The organism is Pseudomonas kairouanensis (genome assembly GCF_004682055.1).
GTDB lineage: Bacteria > Pseudomonadota > Gammaproteobacteria > Pseudomonadales > Pseudomonadaceae > Aquipseudomonas > Aquipseudomonas kairouanensis.
Window position 1 is genome coordinate 64728 of sequence record NZ_QUZU01000007.1, and the last position, 24035, is coordinate 88762.

The 24035-nt window shown below is 60.6% G+C and carries 20 protein-coding genes; 4 read left to right on the forward strand and 16 right to left on the reverse strand.

What is annotated here, in order from left to right; translation table 11 throughout:
• Positions 1-24: 24 nt before the first annotated feature.
• The 7 genes from DYL59_RS08190 to DYL59_RS08215 all read right to left on the reverse strand — a co-directional run bounded on the left by DYL59_RS08190 (position 25) and on the right by DYL59_RS08215 (position 8935).
• On the reverse strand, positions 25-2550 hold the full coding sequence (locus DYL59_RS08190) for an acyl-CoA dehydrogenase (protein WP_135288719.1): 2526 nt from the start codon (positions 2548-2550) through the stop codon (positions 25-27).
• A 268-nt stretch (positions 2551-2818) separates the two neighbouring features.
• Entirely contained in the window at positions 2819-4273 is a 1455-nt protein-coding gene (locus DYL59_RS08195; protein WP_135288720.1) for an outer membrane protein transport protein, read from the reverse strand.
• A gap of 137 nt (positions 4274-4410) precedes the next feature.
• Positions 4411-4926, reverse strand: a complete 516-nt coding sequence (praB, locus tag DYL59_RS32010; protein ID WP_420359275.1) for an alkane oxidation protein activator PraB — start codon at positions 4924-4926, stop codon at positions 4411-4413.
• 133 nt (positions 4927-5059) lie between these two features.
• Entirely contained in the window at positions 5060-5587 is a 528-nt protein-coding gene (gene praB / locus DYL59_RS08200) for an alkane oxidation protein activator PraB (RefSeq protein ID WP_135288721.1), read from the reverse strand.
• Positions 5588-5720: 133 nt separating this feature from the next.
• Positions 5721-6215: an alkane oxidation protein activator PraA gene (gene praA / locus DYL59_RS08205; protein WP_135288722.1), complete on the reverse strand. Its 495-nt coding sequence runs from the start codon at positions 6213-6215 to the stop codon at positions 5721-5723.
• Positions 6216-6349: 134 nt separating this feature from the next.
• The gene (locus DYL59_RS08210; RefSeq protein ID WP_135288723.1) at positions 6350-7630 is read right to left on the reverse strand and encodes an alkane 1-monooxygenase; all 1281 of its coding nucleotides are present in this window, start codon (positions 7628-7630) and stop codon (positions 6350-6352) included.
• A 306-nt stretch (positions 7631-7936) separates the two neighbouring features.
• Positions 7937-8935, reverse strand: a complete 999-nt coding sequence (locus DYL59_RS08215) for an alpha/beta fold hydrolase (protein ID WP_135288724.1) — start codon at positions 8933-8935, stop codon at positions 7937-7939.
• Between the two features lie 262 nt (positions 8936-9197).
• Here DYL59_RS08215 and DYL59_RS08220 point away from each other — a divergent pair, with 262 nt between their 5' ends.
• Genes DYL59_RS08220 through DYL59_RS08230 form a run of 3 tightly spaced genes read left to right on the forward strand, consistent with a single transcriptional unit; the run spans position 9198 to position 12481 of the window.
• Positions 9198-10736, forward strand: a complete 1539-nt coding sequence (locus DYL59_RS08220) for a flavin-containing monooxygenase (RefSeq protein WP_135288725.1) — start codon at positions 9198-9200, stop codon at positions 10734-10736.
• A complete protein-coding gene (locus DYL59_RS08225; protein ID WP_135288726.1) occupies positions 10733-11623 on the forward strand; it encodes an SDR family NAD(P)-dependent oxidoreductase in 891 nt (296 codons plus the stop codon). The genes DYL59_RS08220 and DYL59_RS08225 overlap by 4 nt, the downstream gene beginning before the upstream one ends.
• Before the next feature lie 15 nt (positions 11624-11638).
• Entirely contained in the window at positions 11639-12481 is an 843-nt protein-coding gene (locus DYL59_RS08230) for a metal-dependent hydrolase (protein WP_135288727.1), read from the forward strand.
• Here DYL59_RS08230 and DYL59_RS08235 read toward each other — a convergent pair.
• Positions 12478-14553 (reverse strand): EAL domain-containing protein, encoded by a 2076-nt coding sequence (locus DYL59_RS08235; protein WP_135288728.1) that lies wholly within the window; start codon positions 14551-14553, stop codon positions 12478-12480. The genes DYL59_RS08230 and DYL59_RS08235 overlap by 4 nt on opposite strands.
• A 195-nt stretch (positions 14554-14748) precedes the next feature.
• On the opposite strand from DYL59_RS08235, the gene DYL59_RS08240 reads away from it, so the two are divergent.
• Positions 14749-15078 (forward strand): DUF6388 family protein, encoded by a 330-nt coding sequence (locus DYL59_RS08240; RefSeq protein WP_135288729.1) that lies wholly within the window; start codon positions 14749-14751, stop codon positions 15076-15078.
• 7 nt (positions 15079-15085) lie between these two features.
• Here the strand turns inward: DYL59_RS08240 and DYL59_RS08245 are convergent, their stop codons facing one another.
• From DYL59_RS08245 to DYL59_RS08280, 8 genes are read right to left on the reverse strand one after another with little or no spacing between them, the layout of a single operon-like run.
• The gene (locus DYL59_RS08245) at positions 15086-15928 is read right to left on the reverse strand and encodes a serine/threonine-protein kinase (protein WP_135288730.1); all 843 of its coding nucleotides are present in this window, start codon (positions 15926-15928) and stop codon (positions 15086-15088) included.
• The gene (locus tag DYL59_RS08250; RefSeq protein WP_135288731.1) at positions 15925-16635 is read right to left on the reverse strand and encodes a PP2C family protein-serine/threonine phosphatase; all 711 of its coding nucleotides are present in this window, start codon (positions 16633-16635) and stop codon (positions 15925-15927) included. The genes DYL59_RS08245 and DYL59_RS08250 overlap by 4 nt, the downstream gene beginning before the upstream one ends.
• On the reverse strand, positions 16632-20006 hold the full coding sequence (gene tssM / locus DYL59_RS08255; RefSeq protein ID WP_135288732.1) for a type VI secretion system membrane subunit TssM: 3375 nt from the start codon (positions 20004-20006) through the stop codon (positions 16632-16634). The genes DYL59_RS08250 and tssM overlap by 4 nt, the downstream gene beginning before the upstream one ends.
• A gap of 15 nt (positions 20007-20021) precedes the next feature.
• Positions 20022-20885, reverse strand: coding sequence for a type IVB secretion system protein IcmH/DotU (gene icmH, locus DYL59_RS08260; protein ID WP_135288733.1), 864 nt, complete (start codon positions 20883-20885; stop codon positions 20022-20024).
• Between the two features lie 5 nt (positions 20886-20890).
• Positions 20891-22219, reverse strand: coding sequence for a type VI secretion system baseplate subunit TssK (tssK, locus tag DYL59_RS08265; RefSeq protein ID WP_135288734.1), 1329 nt, complete (start codon positions 22217-22219; stop codon positions 20891-20893).
• Positions 22206-22706, reverse strand: coding sequence for a type VI secretion system lipoprotein TssJ (tssJ, locus tag DYL59_RS08270; protein WP_135288735.1), 501 nt, complete (start codon positions 22704-22706; stop codon positions 22206-22208). Before tssJ ends, tssK begins: the two co-directional genes overlap by 14 nt.
• Before the next feature lie 5 nt (positions 22707-22711).
• Complete coding sequence (gene tagH / locus DYL59_RS08275) at positions 22712-23872, reverse strand: type VI secretion system-associated FHA domain protein TagH (protein WP_135288736.1); 1161 nt, start codon at positions 23870-23872, stop codon at positions 22712-22714.
• Positions 23873-23888: 16 nt separating this feature from the next.
• On the reverse strand, positions 23889-24020 hold the full coding sequence (locus tag DYL59_RS08280; protein ID WP_135288737.1) for a type VI secretion protein: 132 nt from the start codon (positions 24018-24020) through the stop codon (positions 23889-23891).
• Positions 24021-24035 lie beyond the last annotated feature (15 nt).

Sequence of the window (24035 nt, forward strand, 5' to 3'; positions counted from 1 at the left end):
GCTCCCACATTGACCGTGTGTTGTCTAGTTAACCGAGGCGTTCTCGTTTTGGCCGTTACGGCGTTTTGCCGCTGGCTCCAACGCCTGCTTGCGCTGCTGCAACGCCTCCAGCAAGCCAAAGTCCTGCGGGAAGTCGTCCACCTGGATGCCGTGGTCGGCGTATTCCACATATCGGCCCAGCAAGGCGTCTTCGTCTTCGCTGATCAGGTCCAGCGCGCGCGCCTTGACGCGCCATGGGGTAAAGGCGGCGGAAGAAATAGGCATGGGTTCGATCAGGCCTTGCTTGACGGCCGGCTTGAGCCGCGCCTCAATCAACTCCACTTGCGGCAGCAAACGGAAGCCGAGTTCGCCATAGGCCAGCTTGTCGATTTCAGGGCGTGGGATGTAGGAATTGCCCAACAGGCGGTCGCGGGTTTCGCCGGGGATTTGCACCACATCGGCCACTTGGGCCAGCAAGCGATCCGATGGCTTGTGCTGCGGGATGCCGAACGGAAACGTCAGGCCACGCACCACCGCCGCTGCTGCTTTCGAAGGGTAGTTATCGAGCACTTCGGCCAGGGCTTCATGGGCCCGCAGCAAGGCGTCCTGGGCGGCCCAGTGCACCAGCGGCAGGTCGCCCTGGGGCCGGCCGTCATCCTCGAAGCGCTTGAGCACGCAGGACAGAATGTAAAGCTGCGACAGAATATCCCCCAGGCGCCCGGTGATACTTTCCTTGCGCTTGAGGGCACCGCCCAACACGCCCATGGAAATATCCGAGATCAACGCCAAGACCACCGACAGACGATTGGCCTGGCGGTAGTAGGACGCCAGCGCCGGGTCGGTTTTGCCGGGTACGGAAATCAGCCGCCCACCGGTCAGCGCATGCACTGCGGCCCGTACGGTGTTGGCCAGCACAAAGCTGATATGGCCGAACATCGCACTGTCGAAGGCCTCCAGCGCCTTGCGCCGGTCCGGGTTGTGCGCCGCTTCCATTTCACGGAATACGTAAGGATGGCAACGGATCAGGCCCTGGCCAAAGATGATCAGGCAGCGGGTCATGATGTTGGCGCCCTCCACCGTAATGGCGATGGGGCTTTGCTGGTAGGCGCGGGCCAGGAAGTTGTTGGGGCCCATGCAAATGCCCTTGCCGGCGACGATGTCCATGCCGTCGTTAACGATGATCCGCGCACGCTCGGTGACGTGGTATTTGGCAATGGCCGAAATCACCGAGGGTTTCTCACCGGCATCCAGGGACGCCACCGAGACCTTGCGCACTGCATCGCAGGCATACAAGTGCCCAGCCATGCGTGCCAGGGGCGCCTGCACCCCTTCGAACTTGCCGATGGGCAGGCCGAACTGCTTGCGCATCGCCGCATAGGCGGTGGTACCGCGCACCGCCACCTTAGCCAGACCGACGTTGGACGATGGCAGGGAAATCGCCCGCCCTGCCGCCAGGCATTCCATCAGCATGCGCCAGCCGTTACCGACTTGTTCGCGGCCGCCGATCACCCACTCCAGCGGGATAAACACGTCTTTACCGGTCGTAGGACCGTTCTGGAACACCGCGTTGAGTGGCCAGTGACGACGGCCACTGTTCACCCCTGGATGGGAGGTGGGAATCAATGCGCAGGTAATCCCCAAGGAACCCGCCGGGCCGAGCAAACCTTCGGGGTCTTCGGCTCGAAACGCCAGGCCGAGCACCGTGGCAATCGGCCCAAGGGTGATATAGCGCTTGTCCCAGGTTACGCGAAAGCCCAGCACTTCCTGGCCTTCGTGGGTGCCTTTGCTGACGATGCCCAGGTCCGGAATGGCCCCGGCATCGGAGCCGGCATACGGGCTGGTCAGGGCAAAACACGGGATGTCTTCACCCCGCGCCAGACGCGGCAGGTAGTAGTTGCGCTGGGCATCGGTGCCGTAATGCAGCAGCAGTTCGGCCGGGCCCAGGGAGTTGGGCACCATCACCGAAATCGCCGCCGCCGAGCAGCGCGTCGACAGCTTCATCACCACCTGGGAATGCGCGTAGTGGGAGAAGCCTTTGCCGCCGTACTGCTTGGGAATGATCATGCCGAGGAAACCGGCCTCCTTGGTGTACTGCCAACCTTCGGGGGACATGTCCTGCCAGACCTGGGTGGTTTCCCAGTCGTTGGCGATGTCGCAGAGGGTTTCCACTTCGTTGTCCAGGAAGGCTTGTTCCTCGGCGCTGAGGCTGGCCGGTGCCGCTTGCAGCAGGCGTTGCCAGTCGGGCTTGCCGCTGAACAGCTCGGCGTCCCACCACACGGTGCCAGACTCGATGGCTGCCCGCTCGGTGTCGGACATCGCCGGCATGATCGTGCGAAACAGGCCCAAAGCCTTGCCCGTCAACAGTGCGCGGCGCAGGGGTTTGATTGTCATGAGCAACGCTGGCGCGATCACCAGCACGGCTGCAACGGTGATGCCGAAGGCGGCGACCACGCTAAACAGGTAACCCGCCGCCAGCCACACCAGGCCAACGCCCAGCCACAGGCTGGCAGCGGCTTGTCGATACGCCAGGGCAATCGCTGCTGCGAAACCCGCCAATAACCAGATAACCATGGGGATACCTCTACTCGATTCAGGGTACGGCTTGGGTGCGGCAGGCCCATGGGGCCTGCGGCGTAAAGCCACACTACAAACTTGGGAAGCTAAATTCAAATTTTGTTTTGAAATTTTTATTTAATGCTTTGGCGAAAAAATAGCGGCTGACCACGTCAGCCTTTCCAGTCCCTGTGCACACACAGTTGAGCCGTGCCATGAGGATGAACCGCAGGTTCAGGGTAACAAGATGCGCTTGATGCCCCGCTCCATCATCCCCGGCTGATCGTCAGAAGGCGTAGGTGGCCGACAGGCTCACTACATCGCCTGAAGACTCTGCCTTGCCATTGAGGGATGCCCCCCCAAGACGATCGACGTTTTGGGTTTTCAGTTTGACCTCCTGCACGAACTGGTGGGAGTAAGCCGCGTCCAGACTCAAGCCCTTGATGGCCTTGACCTCATACCCGGCGCCAAAGGACAGGAACGTGCGGTCACCGTCCGGGATCCGTGGGTCACGGGTGGAGTTGCGCGTGGGCGTCTGGTCCAGTGCCACACCGGCGCGCAGGGTCAGTTCATCGGTGACGCGATAGTCGCCGCCGAGGGAGTACATCCAGGTGTTCTTGTAGTTGTAGGGAATGGAGACGACGGTCATGTCGCCAGACTTGAGCGTCAGGTCCTTGAAGGATGACCACTCGGTCCACGTCACGCTCGCACCCAGGGTGAAGCGATCGTTGAACTGGTGCACCCAGTCGAGCCCGGCGGTTGCTGGGATGTCCAGGTTGACACTGGCGTGGGCGCCGTTTGGATACAGCTCGAGTCCCGGATAGGCGGTATTCACCAATGTACCGCTACCCCCAAATGGGCTCGGCGTCGTCATCAGTGCATAGGAAAACTGATCCGAATACATGTTGTATTTGCCAGTCATCTTGTTCTTGATCTTGGCGTGGTAGTTCAAACCCAGCGTGTCTTGATCCGTGGGTTTCCAAACGACCCCGGTAAACCAGCCTGCCGATATATTGTCGACCTTGACTCGTATCAGATTACTACCTACACCGGACGGAAAAGTGATGCCCCCAAGGATGGAATCGGATACGGCTGCCGCTGACAACAAGTCAACGTTCTGACTGACGAAACCTTTACTGTGCTGAACGATTACGCCACCACCGATGGAGAACTGATCGTTGACTTTGAACGACAAAGAGCCGGTCAACCCGACGGTTTCGATTTTGGTATCCACTGCAAAGTCGCGCAGCTTGGAGTCTTGATCCCATGTCGAGCGCATGCCTTGGGGCACGACCTGGCTCAGGCCAAAGGCAAATCGGTCGCCCAGCGGCATCACCATAAAGCCCGTGGGTAGCCAAGCCGTGAAACCGCCTTGACCGCCATCATTGTTATTTACGGTTGTTGCCGAAAGGTCAGGAAAACCATCGGCGCCAATAGGCGTGTTAGAAACGGGATTGCCTTGATAGTCATAGGCATCCCCCTTGTACTTGATCTTGATGCGCGCGTAATCGACCGTGAATTGCGCGACGTTATGCTCAACGAACGCCATGGCCGCCGGGTTGTTGTATGCAGAACTTGGGTCGTTCTTAAATAGCGACCCGCCCGCGAATGCCCTGCCCCAGCCGGGTGCGCCATACGTGGGTGTAGAAAACCCACCGGCTTGTGCAGGGGCCGCCACCATCATCCCCCCCATCAATGCCAGCCCCAGAAGAACCTGTGCCTGTTGTTTCTTATTATTCATACCGCACTCCTTAGTATTGACTTACTGAGCCGGCACCCGCCGGATCGTCTTACGGCTCTCGGAACTAACATTACCCGGTAGAACAACACTTAGTTCTACCGCCCAACCGGTGAACGTCACGTTTCCAACGCCCGTCTTCATGGAACGATAATTAAAGGAAACGCTGTAAAGTTAAGTGAAACCACAGTGCAATTACCGGCAAGCCATTGATTGGAAGCCGTCGCATTAAAACCACCGGCGCCGTTGGACATGTGGACATTAATGGAACTTGGACCGCAATTTGTCGCCGGAAAAAGTATCGACCCCGACACGCGATAGTCCACACGGGTCAACACTGCTGTTGTTGCACTTGTGGGTGTCAACACCCAAGGCAGACTGCCCATTTGGGCCTGGCTGCATAAAGCACTCGTGCCTGAGAGGTTCACCGAGTTTATGTCTAGCGCAGAACCATCAGGACGTCCCGTTGCAAACAGCTGAATGCCGCACGTTACTTCTGCCCCCCATGAAGCGGGAGACTTCATGGTGATTGTCGCGTTTGCTGACGAACTGAACCCCAGCCCAACAGGTGAAAAGGTCGCCGCATTGACCTGTGATACCGTCCCACAACACAACATGATTAAAACTGTGGATACGAGGGCATTTGAAATTTTCATTGTCTGCCTCTCTCTTTATCGCAACGCTTAATTGACTGCCATGGGTATAACGGTGTTCGCAACACTTCAAACAAGCGCCTCACGTGAGGCGCTTGCCTTGCCGTCGGTGATCAGCCGGTGCGCAATAACACGATCAAGGAATGATCGTCACACCCGGAACCGTGACCGTCAGGCTTTGGATGGTGCAGTTCTGGTTGCCACTGCCCGTGGTGTGACCGGTCAGCGGTTGGTTGGTGATGGTGAGTTTGTTGGTGGCGTTGTCATAGGTGCCGGTGAGCGTGTCCGGGCCGCAGTCGGTGGCCGGGAACAACAGGCTACGGGCGATGGTGTAGCCCACGTTGGTCACTGAACCGGTGGTCAGGCTGGTGGCACTCAGTACCCAGCCTGGGCTAGGAATGTTTTTCAACGTAGGCAGCGCACACAGGCCGCCGCCGGTCAGTGAAGCGCTGGTGATCGTTGCAACGCCGCCAGCGATGGTGCCGGAGAAGTTGATCCCGCACGTCACGGCAGCGCCGAAAGAGGATGGCGACAACACCGTAATGCTGCCACCGGTGGTGGTGAACGAACCATTTGGCGAAATACTGACAGCACTTGCCATCGAAGCAGCACCCATGCAAACAACCAAAGCAGATAACGACACGAGGGTTTTTAAGCTTTTCATTGTTGTTCCTCACATGTTATGGCGAATTCATTTCGCCGGGGGTAATGGCCATGAACGAGAGGTCACGGTGAAACAAGCGGAACTTCCCTTTCCAGCCAAATTTCAATTCGACTGCCGCACTTACAAATGACGTTTATTCAACAACTTTGAAGTTTGGCGGCATCTTGATCGACACCGTCTTGATCTTGCAGTCTTCGCCAATGGGTACATTGGCCGCTTCCAACTTACCGGTGGCGTTATCCCACGTACCGTCGGCCGTAGAAGGCCCGCACTTGCCCCCCAGGCCGAAGGCATGCACGTCCACGCTGATCTTCGACATGGAGCCGCTCTTGGTGTCCTTGGCCACCAGGACCCACGGCAAATTGATCGCTTCCACCCGGCTGCACTTGAGGCCGCCATCGAATTCGACTTTGTCGACATTCACCGACGACCCATCAGCCGCCACCTTGCCGGCGACCTTGATGGTGCAATCGGCGCTGATCAGCGCGCCCTTGGAAAAGCTGATGGGGCCTTGGGCCGTAAAGGCACTGCCAGCCGGTTCGATGCGCGCGGCCTGGGCCTGGTGATAGGCAATCAGGCCCAGTGCGGCCAGTACGACATGGGTGGTGAACTTGGCAGGTGTTTGCATGGTGTACGTCCTTCCCTTGAAATTATTTTTGTTCGGGTCAAACAACTTTCTTGCAACTTTTCGGGCAAAGCAGGGGCGACAGCAACCTGCGCGATACACAGATCCCGAGCGCCTTACTGACTGCTTAGTGGGTGTTAGAACGGCTTGGCACTGTTGCTGTACTTCTCCAGGTACTTCAAACGCTGTGACGGTTGAAGATTGGTCAAGGTGATATCACCGGCATAGTGATTCAGCACGCGATGGTCCATTCGGCGTCGCCACAAGTACGGTACATACGCCCAGACAATCATGCTCGCGTAACCGTAGGGCAGTTGCGGTGATTCATCGAAGTGGCGCAGCGACTGATAACTGCGGGTGGGGTTGGCATGGTGGTCGGAGTGCCGTTGCAATTGGAACAGGAAGATATTGGTCACAATCCGGTTACTGTTCCACGAATGCCGTGGCGAACAACGTTCATATCGACCGTTGGGCAACTTCTGGCGTTTAAGGCCGTAGTGTTCGACATAGTTCACCACTTCCAGCAGCGAGAAGCCGTAGATGCCCTGGATGATCAGGAACGGGATCACCGCCGCTCCCAACCAGGCGATCATCGCCCCCCACAGCACCACGCTGTACATCCAGGCGCTGAGTACACCGTTGTGCCAATGCCAAGCCGGCAGGCCCAGCTTGCGCAGACGTTCGCGCTCCAGGTTCCACGCCGAGCGGGCACTGAACCACACCGAGCGTGGCAGGAAGGCCCAGAAGCTTTCACCCAGGCGCGAACTGGCCGGGTCTTCCGGCGTGGCGACCCGTACGTGATGGCCACGGTTGTGTTCGGTGTAGAAGTGCCCGTAGAAGGTCGGTGCCAGGGTGACCTTGGCCAAAAACACTTCAAGCGGGTTGGGTTTGTGGCCCAGTTCATGGGCGGTATTGATAGCAATGCCCGTGGCCGCGCCGGTGGACATGGCCATGCCCAGGTAGGTGAACCAGCTCGGCTCGCCGTGCACTTGAGTGCGGGCAGTGACATAGCTGGCCGCATGGGACAGCCAACTGGACGGATCTAGATGGGTTGCCGCTTGCAACAAGCCACCCTGGATAATCCATTCGATGCCGCCGGCGGCGAGCCAACCGGTGATGACCACCGAGGCGATCACGAACAGCACGCCGGTGTAGACGATCCACCGATAGTAGCGCTGGGATTCGAGGTGGCTGACGGCGGATTCAGGTGGGTTGCTGACATCCTCACCCAGCAGGCCGTCGATCAGTGGGATCAGGCCGAAGATCACCAGCACGCCCACCCACCATAACTGCTGGATGCCGGTGACGATGGCGAGGGAGCCAGACAACAGAGGCGTGGCCAACGGCAGGATGCCCAGCCACCACAGATGACGCTTGCCGTCGGTCCAAACGCTCGGCGCTGCCAGGGTCTGGTTCATGGCAGCCTCCGATCGAGGCACGTTGGCAGGGGTGCGGCAAACAGGTTCGAGGAGCGTTGAGTGCTCCAGGAAATCAACCATGCGATAAAAGACGTTTTTTTCATTTTTATTCGCTCTTAGGCATTTCAAAAATCATTTCAAAATAAACATTGAAATATTTTTTTAAAGAAATAACGCGGAATCGATAGGTCGTCAACTACTTTTTTGAACCCTTTTAAACATGACCAGGCAGTCGTTTTTCTGCACTTTGGGTCAGCTGTCTAGGGCAGGCATTTGCGACGATCCGAGCCGCACTCAACAGCACGATTATTTATTCGCCAGGGCCAAGGGTGCCTGCGAGTTCGTCGCGTCTTGCGGGGCGCGTGTGCGCTTGGCCAACTGCAGCACCGCCTCCACCACCCGCGCTGTGGCGGTGATGGGTAACATATGGCCACGCCCCTCCACCAACTGCAGCTTGAGGCCCGGCACCTTGTCGGCAAGGGCCTGGCCGTGTCGACGGAAGTCCAGCACCTTGTCCTTTGCGCCGTAGATAAGGGCGATGGGCACGGTCAATTGCGAGTAGCGCTTGACCATGCCCGGCAGCTCGTCGTTGACCAACGCAATCTCGCTGGACGCCGCATAGAAATTATCGGGGCGCATGCCCAGCATTCCGCCGCCACGGGTCGCGAAATCGTCGGGGGCCTGGTCTGGGGCAAATACGCCTTTGACCACCGCGCCACTGGTGAGCATGCCGATGGGGATGGTCAGGGTGTGGGCCACCCATCGCCGCAGCCAGGCCGGGCGTACGGCCAACGACCAGAACACCAATGGCAACGTGGGTTGGGGATGGGTCAAGGGCGCGACCAGGATCAATCCGGAAACCGCCTCGGGATGGTCCAACGCCAATGCCAGGGAAATCGCGCCGCCAAGGGAATGCCCCAGCACCAGGGGTTTGTCCAGGTCGAGGGTTTTGATCAACGCCAGGATTTGCCGGGCCTGGGCCGGCAAGTCGGCCGGCGTGCCTTTATGGCGAGTGGAATAACCCGAGCCCGGCCGATCAAGGGTGATCACCCGAAAATGCTCGGCCAACTGCCCGGACAAGGCATAGGTCAGGTTGCGGCTGCTGCCCATCAGCCCGTGGATCATCACCAGCGGTGGGCCCTTTCCCTCTTCTACATAGTGGAAGCGCTCGCCGTTGACTTCAACGAAGCGCCCCTTGATCGGTACCGCCGCTTCAATACGCCGAGTCATCCGCGCACTGAACCCCCACAGCAACGCACTTACGCCTACCAATGTGGCGCCAGCGGCAATCCATTCGACAGCCATAGTTCGGTCCTCTGCTTCCCTGCTGCTGACAGCCCGACCGGTATTGGTACAAGCCTCAGCTACCGTTAACGCTCTGATCCTTAACTGCGTGCGCAAGGTGCTGTCCGTCGGACAAATCGCACATGAGGAGCCAGTGACTAGCGTAGGCGATATTTTCAGGTAGATTATTTAAAATCTTTTTTAAAATAATTAATTCATTTTTCCTTTGCAATGGTGTTCTATCTAAAAGACAAAACAAAAACAGGAGCACGGGAATCCGCCTATGAATGCCCACAGTGATCTAATCGACATCGCCATCATCGGCTCAGGCTTTGCGGGCCTGTGCATGGCCATCAAGCTCAAGGAGGCCGGGCTCACCGACTTCTTTATCGCCGAACAGGCCGACAGCCTCGGCGGCACATGGCGAGACAACCACTACCCCGGCTGCGCCTGCGATGTGCAGTCCCATGTGTACTCGTTCTCCTTTGCGCCCAACCCCGACTGGACCCGCCAATTCGCGCAGCAAGGAGAAATCCGCGCCTACCTGGAGCGGTGCGCCGAGCGCTTCAAGCTGGCGCCCTACCTGCGTTTCGGTATGGGCCTGGTGCGGGCGGTGTTCGATGAGGTGCAGCAACGCTGGCAACTGACGTTCAGCAATGGCCGCCAGGTCAGCGCACGGGTGTTGGTCTCGGGGATGGGCGGTTTGTCGCGTCCGGCATTACCGGATATTCCTGGCCTCGACAGCTTCAAGGGTGAGCGCTTCCACTCTCAACAGTGGAATCACAGCTATTCCCTCAAGGGTAAACGGGTGGCGGTGATCGGTACCGGCGCCAGTGCCATTCAGTTCGTGCCGCAGATCGCCCCGCAGGTGGCCCATTTGGACCTGTTCCAACGCACGCCACCGTGGATCATGCCCAAGCCCGACCGGGCGATTTCGCCGGCCGAGCGCTGGTTGTTCAAGCATCTGCCCTTCACGCAGCGCCTGGTGCGTGCGGCGTTTTATTGGGCATTGGAAGGCCGCGTGGTGGGCTTTGCCCTGCACCCGCGGCTGATGAAAATGGTGCAGAAAATCGCCCAGCGCCACCTGCATAAACAAGTGGCGCGCCCTTCCCTGCGCAAGACCCTGACGCCCAACTACACCATCGGCTGCAAGCGCGTGTTGATCTCCAATGACTACTATCCAGCGCTGGCCCGCAGCAATGTCGAGGTGGTCACCAACCCCGTGCTGCGTGTCGAAGCCGATGGCGTGGTCACCGCCGACGGCATCAAGCACCCCGCCGACTGCCTGATCTTCGGCACCGGTTTCCAGGCTACCGACCCCCTGCCCCGTGATTGCATCATCGGCCGTGGCGGTGCGGACCTGATGGACACCTGGCACGACGGCGCCCACGCCTATAAAGGCACCACCGTGCCCGGTTATCCCAACCTGTTCCTGATCGTCGGGCCCAACACAGGCCTGGGGCACAACTCGATGATCCTGATGATCGAAGCCCAGGTCACTTACATCCTTGACGCGCTCAAGCAAATGCAGCGCCATGGCATCGCGACCGTTGACGTCAAGCCGGCCGTGGAAAGCGCCTACAACCAGCACCTGCAAGCCAGGCTCAAGCGCACCATCTGGAACACCGGCGGCTGCCAGAGCTGGTACCTGGACCCCCGCACTGGCAAGAACACCACCCTGTGGCCCGGCTCCACCTGGCGCTTCAAACAGGTCACCCGGCAGTTTGCGCTCAAGGATTACGTGAGCCACCTGTTGCCGCTCAATGCGCCTGCCCAGCCAATCACGACGCCCCTCTCCCCTGCAGAAGGCAGCCTGTCATGAAGTCATTCAACGGCCGCGTGGCGGCAATCACCGGCGCGGCATCCGGTATGGGGCGCGCCTTGGCCCTGGCCTTGGCGCGGGAGGGTTGCCACCTGGCGCTGGCGGACACCAACAGCCAAGGCCTGGACGAGACCCTGGCGCTGATCAAGACCTCCACTCTGTCACCGGTGAAGGTCACCACCCAGGTGCTGGATGTTGCCGACCGCCAGGCCATGGACGACTGGGCTGAACGCTGCCTGGTCGACCATGGCCAGATCAACCTGGTGTTCAACAATGCCGGGGTGGCGTTGTCGAGCACGGTGGAGGGCGTGAACTATGCCGACCTGGAATGGATTGTCGGGATCAATTTCTGGGGGGTGGTCCATGGCACCAAGGCCTTCCTGCCCTACCTGAAAGCCTGCGGCGAGGGCCATGTGATCAACACCTCCAGCGTGTTCGGCCTGTTCGCCCAACCGGGCATGAGTGGCTACAACGCCACCAAGTTTGCCGTACGCGGGTTTACCGAGTCCTTGCGCCAGGAACTGGATATGCAGCGCTGCGGCGTGTCGGCGACCTGTGTGCACCCCGGCGGCATCCGTACCGATATCTGCCGCAGCAGCCGTATTGACGCGAACATGACCGGCTTCCTGATTCACAGCGAGCAGCAGGCCCGCGCCGACTTCGAAAAGCTGTTTATCACCGGTGCCGACCAGGCGGCCAAAGTCATCTTGCAGGGCGTGCGCAAAAACAAACGCCGCGTGCTGATCGGCCGCGACGCGTATTTCCTCGACCTGCTTGCCCGGTGCCTGCCGGCCGCCTATCAAGCGCTTGTGGTGTTCGCCAGCAAACGCATGGCGCCCAAGCCACGCAGGCCGGTGTTTGAACCCAACGACGAGCCCCGTCTCTGAACAGGAGCACGCACTATGCTGCCTATCCGTCGCGATATCCGTTTTGCCCTGCCCGCCGAGCGCATCACCAACTGGCATGAACAGGGCCCGTTCATCACGCACTTTTTCAACGCGTTGTCGCTGCTGTTTCCCCAGGGCGAATTGTTTTTCATGGACAGCGTGCGGCACTACCGCCAGCACATCGACGACCCCGAGTTGAAAAAGCAAATCCAGGGTTTTATCGGCCAGGAGGCCATGCACAGCCGCGAACATGTGGCCTACAACGATCTGTTGCAAGCCGCCGGGCTGCCGGCGCACACCCTGGATCGGCGGCTCAAGTTCATTCTCGACCTGCAAAAAAAACACTTCGCGCCGTCGTTCAACCTGGCGATTACCATCGCCCTGGAGCACTACACGGCGATGCTGGCAGAGATCCTGCTGAGCGACCCGTCGCGCTTTGGCGACTCACTCAAGGGCTACCAACAGATGTGGTACTGGCACGCCCTGGAAGAAACCGAACACAAGGCCGTCGCCTTTGATGTGTGGAACACGGTGATCAAGCCGGGGCCCAAGCGCTATCTGCTGCGCACCGGGACCATGCTGACCACCACGGTGTTCTTCTGGCTGGTGGTGCTGGACTTTCACCTGCGCCTGCTGATCGCAGACCGCAAGGCGGTGGGCTTCTGGAAAGGCTGGTGGCGCATGCTCAAGTTTCTGTATGGGCCCAAGGGGGTGTTCCCACGGATGCTGCGGCCATGGCTGCACTACTTCAAACCGGGTTTTCACCCGTGGGACCACGACAATCGCGCACGCCTGGCGCGCATCGACACCTTGGTGGACGAGATCGAACAGACGCGGCGTGGTTATGATCCTGCCTAGGATTCAGCCAACGCGGCGCGCTCGCGCACAAAGCCTTGCAACTGATCGCCCGGCAGCGCCTTGCTGAAATACCAGCCCTGGATAATCAACTCGGCCCCCGTATTCAGAAAAGCCAACTGCTCGGCGGTTTCCACGCCCTCCACCACGACACCGAGGTTAAGCGCCTCGCAAAATCGCAGCATGCCGGTGAGCACCTGGGCGCCCTTGGGGTCGTGCTGGGCCACCACGAAACTGCGGTCGATCTTGATGAAATCCACCGGGAACTGGTGCAGGTAACTCAAGGCCGAAAACCCGGTGCCAAAATCATCGATATAGACCTTGGCGCCAATGGCCTGCAGCTTCTGGATAGTCTGGCGCGTGGCCTGGATATCGCTGACCAGGGCGTCCTCGGTAATTTCCACCGACACCTGCCCATGGGCCTGGGCCAGGATCTGCACCAGGCGTTCGCCCAAGGCCGCATCAGTGAGGGTTGCACTGGAAATATTGATGGTCATCGGCAGCACAAAGCCGAGTTTTTGCCATTTCTGGTACTGGCGAACCGCCTGGGAGGCAACCCACACATCCACATCGGGCATCAATCGCGCTTGGGCCAGCCACTGCAGGAACTCCCATGGCGAATGCACCGTGCCCTGGGCATCGCGGGCGCGCATCAGCGCTTCGCAACCGGTGCACAGGCCGGTGCGGGTCGAGACCTGGGGCTGGAATTCGAGGTAGAACTCGTAGTCGCTGATCTGCTGGATCCGGCTTAATTCACTGGCCTGGCGTGCCAGCGCTTTATGGGAGGTGAGCACAGGGTCCAGTTCCCGCAACCGGCCCTTTTCTTCCAGGCCACGAAAGGTCATGTCCAGGGACTTGAGGTACACCGTACCGCCCTCGGCGGTCTGGCGATGGATCGCACGCACATAGGGCGCGTACACCAGGGTGCCCAGGCCCAACAGCACAACCTGCAGCACCACCGCGGCCATGTCGCCATGGGTGCTCAGGTAGGCATTGAGCAGCACCGGCGCGGTGAACGGCACACTGGCCACTGCCGGCGACACCCAGCCCAGCAGCACCACGGTGAGCGCGAGCATGGTATTGATCGCTGGCACCAGCAAAAACGGTATGAACAGGCGTGGGTTAAGGATGATCGGCAAGCCGAACAGCAACACCTCACTGACATTGAACAGCGACAGCGGCAGGCTCGCGATCGCCAACAGGCGCATGGATTGGCTCTTGGAAAACAGCAGGATCGCTATCAACAGGCACAACGCACCGCCCGAACCGCCGATGAACGCAAAGCTGCCCAAAAGGCCGCTGTTCAACACATATTTGATCGGCTCACCGGCCGCCAGCGCCGCGCTGTTCAACACCACCGCCTGATCCAGCACATTAAACAACGGCTGCATGGCATACACACCGTGGATGCCAAAAAACCACAGCAATGAGTTCATCAGGGTTACAAACAGGCCACTGCCATAGGGCGACTCCAGCGCATCGAGCACCTGCGGCCCCTGCAGTTGTGCCACATAGGGCACCTGCAGCAGCAATGACAACACCATCACCAACGCCAGGGCCGTAATGGCCCCCGGCACCACCATATTGATGGTTCCCCGCAGGTTGTGCCCTACCAGTTCCTCGTTGACCAGCCGCGTCCAACGATAACGGTGCAGCCAGGCAATGGCCGGCACGTTGAGCAGCGGAGAAGCGATGGCGATGAACAGAACGAAGGTGGCTGAAGCCCTGGGGTATTCACGCAGGATAAACGTGGCCACCACCACATGGGCCAGGCACAGGAACGCTACCGGCAATTGAGGTAAGCGATGCTGGATCGCCAGCATGTAACCGATGGACGCGGCGACCAACAGCGGGATGACCGAACTGATCTGGTTATGCAGCCCGGCGAGGAACGCCACCACTTGCGGATCGAAACCCAGCACCCGGGCGCACTCGGACAGAATCAGGAAACCCGCCGACACCAGCAGGCATGGCAGGATCCATAGCAACCCTTCGCGGATCGCACGCAACGATTCGGTACTGGCCAGGGCGGCCAGCCGTTGGGTAAAGAAAAGCTTGAACAGCGTTTGCGCCATGACCCATCCCTCTGCCCACGCCTGCCCCCTGGAAGACAGGGTCGCAAACACCGGAGCTAACGCTACACGGCATGGCACCGTGAGCGAAAGCCTTTTGCCAGCCTTGCGGGTGTTTTTTCCGTAATGGCAGCCGGGCATTCGCTTCAATGGGTACTATCACTGCCGGCCCTCACTCACTTGATCAGGAGCACCCCCTTGTCCTCACCTGGCGAAAACCACCAACGCGCGCTGGATAGATTCCTCGCCGAGCACCCTGAAGTGGCCACACAACTGGCGAACTTGAACCCGCTGGCCGCGCAGGCCAAGGGCGAAACCCTAGAGCAGTACCGTGCCGAACGCCTGCACGAGGCCTTCGAAGCGCAAGCCGAGCGCCTGGGCCTGTTTGCCTGGGAACTGACCCTCAAGCTGACCACCGACACCGTCGAAGCCTATGAAACCCAGCGCCTTGAAGTACACAAGGAGGTTGCGCAGATGGCTGGCCTCAGTTGGGCTGACTACTGCCAACTGCATGACTTGCCGGGCTGAGCTCGCATCACACAAACCAATGTCGGCGCCGGTTCGCCAGGGCCTCGCGCAACCCGTCAACACCGACACTGCGGTGCTCAGGGTCCATGGCCAGGGCTGCACGCAGCGCCGACCAGCACTGGCGAGGCAACTGCCGGGGCCGGGCCAACAGTTGATCGCACAGCCGCAGGCTCAGGCGTTTTCCCTGGGCCAATTCGTACACAACACAGGCGGCGCCGTACAGATCGGTGCGCGTAGACAGGCAACCACTCGCCAACAATTCCGGCGCGGCGTACGCCGGTGTCCAGGCGTTGAGCCGGCTACGGCTCAAGCCCGGAAGCCCGTCCGCCCACTGGGCTTGAGCGTGGCCCAGGCCAAAATCGAACAGGCGCACCCCCTGCTCGCCCAACATCACATTCGCGGGTTTCACATCCCCATGCAGTACGCCTTGCCGATGGCTGCAGGCCAGTGCATCCAGCAGTTGCAGGGCAATGGGCTGCAACTCTGGCCAAGGCAGGCCATTTGGGCACTCCACCAGCAGCCGGTCCAGGGTCAGGCCCTGCATCAGTTCCATGGTGAAAAACGCCAGCTGATGCGCGGTATCCACCTCAAACGAAAACGCCCGCACCACATGGGCGTGCAGAACGCTGCGGGTCAGGGCGAATTCGCTGTAGAGCAACACATGGGCGTCGGGCGACCCGCAAAACGCCTCGCCCAACAGCTTCACCGCCACATGGGAATTGGGCTCACCGAAGGCCTCATGCAACAGGTCACGGGCGCGATACACCACGCCCATGCCGCCGGAGCCCAGTAACCGTTCAAGCTGATAGCGCCCGCCCAGCAGGTTCGGCGCACCGGATGCCTCGCTCATGGCTGCACCACGACGGCCGTACAATCATCTTGTGCGCCACCCCGCATTACGTTGTTAAACAGCCGGTCCAGTACCTGTCGAGGCGCCCCTCCAGCCATGGCGCGCCCCAGCTCGCCGTGGCTCAGGCCTTGGTAAAGGCCGTCGCTGCACAACAAAAACACGTCACCCGGATGGGTACGCAGCTCAAGCACCTCAAGGTTAAGCGGCTGGCGGGCACCGATAGCACGGGTCAAGGCGCGAGCGTCTGGATGGGCCTGGGCCTGCTCCGGGCTCAACCGTTGCGTGTCCATCAATTGCTGTTGCAGGGAGTGATCCCGTGACAGCTGGTACAGGCGCTGGCCTCGCCACAGGTAACAACGGCTGTCGCCGGCCCACAGACACGCCGCGCGGCCATGCTCAAGCAATAACGTGGCCACCGTGCTGCCCATCACCCCCGACAGGCTATCGACGTGCCCCAACCGACTGTCGAGCGCGCGCAGGCAGTGGCGTACCGCCTCGATGCGCTGGTCGAGGCTGCCCTGGCCCGACAACGACGCCAGGCTGCTGACCACCCATTGACTGGCCACATCGCCAGCCCGGTGCCCACCCATGCCGTCAGCCACCGCCCAACAGCCGCGCAGGGGGCAATCCAGAAACGCGTCCTCATTGCGTGAACGTCGCTTGCCCCGCACGGTACGCCCGGCACTGCGCCATGCAACGGGGGTCACAATTGCTCCGGCAGGCGGAACGTACGCCAGCGGGTCATCTGGAACGGACTGGGACTGCGCTGACTGGTCAACAGGTAGTTGGCGCGCAGCCCGGCGAGGTCAGCCTTGAGTATCTGCGCCGCCCTACCATTGGCGGGCTCACTTTGCATCAGGTCCAACAAACGAAACCACGACCAGGCCCCGCTGTTTTTCTCCAGCCCCAAAGGCCTTGCCGCGCCGCGCTCCAGCACCAGGCTGCTGCGGCCATTGTCCGCCTCCATGGGCCATTGGAATGTCATGGGCACGATAGGCCCGTGACGGTATTCCAACTGCTGGTCGCCAATGCGCAGGATCGCCCGGTTGACCGCCTGATCCAGGCTATAGGGTGCCAGGGTGAAGCGCACTGCCCACTTCCCCTGGTCCTCGCTGAAAAAGCCTTGGCGAATCGTATGGGCCCTGCCCAACTGGTCCAGCAGCGAGCGCGACAACGGCAGGCTGCGCCCATCCAGCCCGCGCAATCGATAACGACCACCGTCATCGCCTACGAACGGGCGCAGATAGCCGTCATAGAACCGGGCCAGTATGCCCCGGCCTTTGAAAAACGCCTGAAAATCCCCAAGGGCAACGTCACCACTGGCGTGAGCATTGAACGGGTAGCGCCGCGCAATCGCCTTGGCGTAAAACCCATGGACTTCGCTTTGGTAACGCTGATTCACGTAGCCATAGGCCTCATCCAGCAGCAGTCGCCAACTGTCGTCGGCAATGCCTTCGACCCAGTCCTTGAGCGGCATCGGCAACCGCGCCGCAGCGTCACGCACATGACCCAGCAGCGGCTGCTGCCCTTCCATGCGCAGCTTGGCCAACTTGAACGCGGCCTGATCCGCCGCACTTTCGCGATTCACCGACGCCAATTGCAGTTGCAGCTCATCGAGCAGGCGCAAGGCTTGCGTCAACTGGGCACTGGGGTTGTGCTGTTCATCGAGCAATTGGTGCAAAGGCTCGAAGCGGCGTTGCAATGCACGTCGGGCAGAATCGGTGGACGCCTTCCCGGCCCCTTGGTCCAACAGCAGAGCGGATGTGGCCTGGCCCAACTCACGGGTCTGATGGCTCGCCGCTTCAAGTCGCTCCTGGGTGGACAGCAACCGGGTATTTTCACGTACCTGCTGCAACACCTGAACCAGCGCGGACTGGGCAGAGGTCAGGCTCGCCAGTTGTTCGGCCGCCTGGCTGAGGCTGTCGCTTTCCACCAAGCGGACCTGGCTGACGGCTTGGCTCCAGGCCTCGGCATATTCACTGAAATAACGCTGTTCCAACTCCAGCAAAAGGCGGCGCAAATCCATGGCACTCAGGTCGGTAGCGGCGCCAAGCACCCAGTTGTCCTGGGCAATCCCATTGACCAACCGAGCCCCTTGTCTCTCAAAGTACTGCACATACCTTTTGGTGTAGAAGCCTGCAATGGCCGTCTCGCCTACCGTAAATGAGCGCCCTTGCGCCAGGTGCAAGGGTTCCAGGCCCTGGGCTTGCTCACGCAGCGCGCGATAAACCACATCCGCCAACGACTCACCACGCAATTGCAGACGGGCCTGGGCCACCAGTTCATCGTTAAGCGAGGCCACGAAGGGTTGTTCAAGCAGTCGTGCGAGGTGTTCATTCAGGCGTTGTTGCACCGAGGTATCCCCTGGATAACGGGCCGACCAATAGCTGGCCACATGTTCCGCCAGCCAGGCGTTGTCACGCCGCTCACGCAAGTTGAGCATCAGGTACGCACGCAGGCTTTGCACAAGCCGCTCACGGTCACCCAAATTGGCACGTACCTGCTCCTCAAGCAGGCTCGTCACTTGCGAAAGCAATGGCCGGCGCAAGGCATCTGCATAGGCCTCGGTCAACAGTGGACGGCTGGCCTCGCCCTGATATAAACCTGCACGCTCCACCCACCGGGTGTGCGCCAACGATGGAAATACCCGCGTCGCGGCCAGATGCCTGTCCAGCAGCGGCAACATCATCAAGGTTGGGTCCGAGCCGCCCTGCGCCGCCCCATCGGGCCTGCCCAGTTCGACCAGTTCTTCCAAGCGTTGATGGTTGACCCAATAGCTGTGCCACCACAGTGCAATCGCCCCGCCGATGACCAATGCCAGCGCCAGCAGCGATAACCGTTGGCGCCGCTGAATGCGCTGGCGCTCCGGCGTGTGCAGGCCGGCAAGGTCGGCTTCGGCGAAGATCACCCGATGAAACAGGCCGTGGGCAAAAAGCGCACGCGGCGCGCTTGGGCTTGTACCTGTCAGGTAGAAGCCGCGCAAACCGTTGATACGCTGAAATCGATGCGCTGAGAACGCGGTGCCGACAAACAGGCACAGGCGCTCACCGAGGTGCGCGACCTGCCGTGGAAAATCCAGCATCTGGCCACGCCGTTCGGCGTTTCGCTCCTGGTGCAGGCGCTGGATCAGCTGCGCGCCCAAACGCTGCAACAGTGCCTCGAACGCCTGGCGCACCTGGGTAATTTCAGTTGTCGTTCCGGTGGTGACCAGGCGCTCCCCCAGCAGCGCATCTGCGCTGTCGCCCTGGACCTCATCGAAGAATTCGGCGAACCCCGTCAATTGATCAGCCTGAGTCAATACCAGGTAGACCGGTACGTCCGCGTGCAAGGTTTGTTGAATATCCTGCAACCGGTTTTGCACATGACGCGCGTGCAAATCCAGGTCATGTTCGTTGCTGCTCAGCAACGCATCCAGCGACAGCGTGACCACCACACCGTTCAACGGACGCGTTCGGCGACGCGATTTGAGCAAGCCCAGCAATGTCGACCAGCCCGCCGCATCGACTGCGTTATCGGGTTGTTCCAGATAGCGACCGGCCGATTCGAGCACAACCGCCTCGTCAGCGAAATACCAATCACAATGCCCGGTGGTGCCCGACGGTATTGTGTCGCTTCGGTCTAGCGCAAACGGAAGCCCGGCGGCCGTCAGCAAGTGGGTTTTGCCACTGCCCTGCTGGCCGATCACCAGGTACCAGGGCAACTCGTTGCGCCAGCGTTCGCTGCGCTCACCGTAACGGTGGGTATTCTTCAGCGCCTGCAGCGCTTCCTTGAAGCGCCCCCGAACCTGCTTGCGCTCATCCTCGACCAACCCCAGCCGTTGCTCGCTCGCCTGGTGCTCCGGCGGGTCCAACCGCGCGGCCCTGCGCCCATTCACCCTCACCATCGCCAGCCCCCACAGCAGGAACAGGCCGCTGATGGTCAGCAAGCGCAGGGTCGGATCTCGCCAAAACCGATAGTCATCCACCGCCAGCAATGGCCCGAAAAACCATACGAACAGCGCCCCAGCCACCACCAGCAACAGGCTCCAGAGCCAAACTTTGCGCAGCAGCCTGCCCGCGCTCTTGAAGAATGCGTTCATTGATTGCTCCCAGCGTTACATGAGCGGCCGAGTCTGATCCGGCGCCAAGGGTTGAAAAGGTTGCAGCGCACTCATGCGCTCGTTGCTCAATACCCAGGCAAACCCTGCGTAAACCACCAGCAAACAGGCCAGCGCGAGCGCACCAGCCCAGCCTGCGGACACCAGACGCAGCCTGGGCTGAGCGGCTGCACCTGCGCACGGCGGCGCAGCCAGTGACGGCCGCTCCCCGCGCACGAGCCTGATCTGCCGGTACAGGGCATCACGCACGGTTTCAAGCTGCGCCACGCCCCGCTCCATGACCCGGTATTTACCCTCGAACCCCACCGACAGGCACAGGTACAGCAGTTCCAGCATCGCCACATGTTTCACCGGATCGCGGGACAAACGCTCCAACAGTTGGAAGAATTTCTCGCCGCCAAAGGTCTCGCTGTGAAAGCGGCTTAACAGGCTGGTCTTCGACCACTCGCTGCGGCTGCCCCAACTGGTGGTGGTCACGGCCTCGTCAACGACGCTGCACAGCACGTAGCGCGCGGTCATCACCTGGCCGTGGTCCGCCCCCAGGTGCAAGGCATGGGTTTCAAACGCGGTCACCGCCAGTGACAACCGGTCGTTGAGGGCTTGCAGGGCTTCCCGGCCGGAACTGGTCTTGAGTTGCACCACCTGCAACAACAGCTCCCAGGCAGCCTCTACCAATACGTTGGGCGCCATGTTGAAGCTCAAGGCGCCCTGCAAGCGCGCGCTGTAGATCATGCGGTCTTCCAGTTGCTCGAAGCGCGGCGGCGCGGCAAAGTCCGTGACTGCCGCCTGTGCCGGAGCCTGCCCTTGATGGTCGAGCAGCACGGTTTTTTCGTCCTGTGGGTATTCACTGTCGATGGTCATGAAGGTCAGTTCCTGATGGCCCAGAAGTGGAGCTCCAGCTCGGCAAACGCACCGCTGGCGTGGAAAGCAAAACCTCCCGACTGCTCCAGCTGGCTAATGTCACGGGCACTGAGTTCGAGCATGAAATAGGTCTTGCCGGCATGGAATGGGATCTGTCGCGGCGCCACCGGCAACGGCCTGACCTTGATACCGGCCAGTTGCAGGTTGACCAGTTCGCGGATGCGCTCCACCGGACCGATCTTGAGGTGCGCCGGCAAGCGATGACGCAATTCTTCCGAGTCGCATTGGGCGGTAGCCGCCAGGATGAACGTCGCACTGCCCAGCAGCTTGAGATCAGTCAGCGGACAGACCAGCACCCCGTACTGGCGCGGCTGCAGGGCCAGTTCGATGGCGTGTTGCTCCAGCACCAGCGACAGCACGGCACGAATACCCTCCATCAAGCCGCGAAAGCTCGCGCCCTGGTCGCCGTGCCGGTAACGCACTTCCAACTGCGCTCGCTTGCTGTCGACGCCGAATGCGGACAATTCACCCAAGATCCCGAGCAACGCCCTGAACACAGCCTCTGGACGGACCTGGGGCTGGTCCAGGTAATGACGCAAAATCAATTCCGTCCGATTGATCAGTTGCAGCATCAGGAAATCGCCCACCTGTGCCCCAGCGGACGCACCACCGCCTTCGATACGCCCGGCAATCGCGTCCCCCCGGGTGGACAGCAGGCTGATCACCTCCTTGATGCACGACGACACGTAGCCTGAGCCCTGCAGGTAAATGAAAGTGGGCACATAGTCTGTGTCCAGTTTCACCCCGCCCTCGCTGGTGGACTCCACAAGTTGGGCGATCTGCAACTTCACAAAAAGCGCATCGTTGCTGTGCTCGCCCAGCAACAGGCGTAGATCCGGTCGTGCGCAGTTGATCGGGCAGCGCGCGTCGGCGCCTGCGTTGGAGTCGCCGACTTCGGTTTCACAACTGACATACCGGGCCAGCACCTCGGTTTGCTCATGCCTGCGGGTTTCGACCTGATGATCGGTGGCCAATGGCAAGGCCAGGTACAACGCCTGCCTGCCCGTGTTGGCAGGCACCTGCAACACCAGGGGTTCCATCGCACCGCTCCACTCGAACAGCGTACCGTCCGGCAATACACCACTGGCCTGGTTGACCACCACCTTGCCCAGGTTGAGGTACTGCATATCCATGTCCAGGCTCAGGAACCCCCAGGCGTCAGCGCCCATCAACCGGGTGCGGTTGAGTTGGTGCCGGTAGTAACGGTCGCTGTGCTGCAAATGCTGGGGCCTGAGCAGCATGCCTTCCTGCCAGATGACGTTATGGATGGGCATCGGCGTCCTCCAGCGCGAGGGCGTTCGGGCGATCGCCCCGGATTCCGGTGTGGTCAAGGACCAGTTCGGTCCTCGTCAATTGCCGAGGGGCCATCGGCAACACCGTGCGCCATTGCACATGGGGCAAGTCCCGGTAGGCCGCCAGCACCCCCACATACCGACTGTGGGGGTCGACACTGAGCTTGAGCACCTTCTGTTCCCCAGGGCGCAGCTCCAACTCTTCGCCGGCTACCCAATCTTTGGACAAAGTTTGCTCGGCCCGGCCATACAGGCTGAAGAAATCAGCGTTTTCAAAGGCCACGGGGTGCCGCAACGCCAGCAACTGCACCACCACGGGGGACGGGCGACCGTGCTGGTCGGGGTTGACCTCGTCACTGGCGGTCAGCGTCAGGTCCAGCTTGGTCAAGGTCGAGAAGGGAGAAAAGCTGCTGCAGCCAGCCAACAGGCCCAGCGATACCAGCATTGATGCAACGGTAATTCGGTACATGAAGATCATCCTGGGTAGGTCGTGTGCAGGGTGCAGACCAGCCGCAGCTGCTGGGAATAGGCAGCGCAGAAATCCTGGCGAAGGAGCTGCCCGACCAGATGGTCGTTGTCGACCTGGCGTTGGTAATGACGCTGATAGGCCCGCCAGTGGGTGCCATCGGTAACGAGCCTGGGCGTTTTGCCTTCGCGCTCGAAGCACAGCAGCAAATGGCCCGGAGCAAATGCCGCCAATGCACCGCGTACCGCCGTGCGGCAGGCCGTGACCAACGCCAATTGATGGACCTGTATGGCTCGGCATGCGTCCGCCACCGCCGCCTCGGCAGGTAGCGCGCCTGGCTCGGCGTCGCCCAGCAGTGCCGCCACCGTTGCATGGCTGTCCGTGCCGTGCGTAATGGGGTTACGGTTGCGGGGCACCGGACTTGCCCAACCGGGGTTCAACTCATCGTTCAACTCATCGCGTGTACGCAGGGTTTGCCGCAAGCCTTCGGTGGTTTGCCTGAACAAGCCCGCAACCTTGATCGCCAGTTCCTCGCGCCCATGGAGATCGAGCGCATCCAAGGGCATGCCCAATGCCGCGCTGAACCGCCCCCAGAACTCGTCTTGGGTTACCGGTATCGCCTTGGCCACCGGCTCCGGGCCAGGCTCGGCCCACTGTGGCAGGACCAGGTGATCCGCCTCGACAGAACCGTGTCCTATGGATTGATCGGGTGCCAGCGTTGCAACGGCCAGCGCATCCAGTTCGGCTGACGCCTCACTGCGCTGATGTTCAAGGTCCAGCGTGCACAGGGGGTCCAGCCCCAGGAAGGCATCATCGGGAATCATTGCGTCAGGTTGGGTCCCTGGGTAGGCCTGTCTTTTCAGGCGAGCACGAATTTCTACCGACCCCAACTGGTAGACGTCACCCTCGCAGATCAAGCGCGCCTGTCCCCTGTGCAAGCGTTCAGCACCGCCCGACACGCCGATCCCATTGCTGCTGATATCAGTGAGGAAATACTGACCGTTGCGGTAAGTAACCAAGCCGTGATGACTGGATACCAAACGAAGCGGGTCGGCAATGATCCAGTCGCAGGTCGCACCTCGACCGATGACTCCGCCCGTACCGTCGAACGTCTTGAAGCTCGCCGGATCACCCCTGCTGCCCGCGCACATCTCAAACACTAATTGCATGACAATGCTCCCCAGTTCAGTGGCCGCGACGGGCCGCCTGGGGATCACCCAACGGACGGTAGTCGGCATCATCGAAGACGTAATTGGCGCTACAGCCGCTCAGCAAACACAACGCAAGCAGCACGGCTTGCCAGAGATGAAAAGGCATCGGTTATCTCCCAAA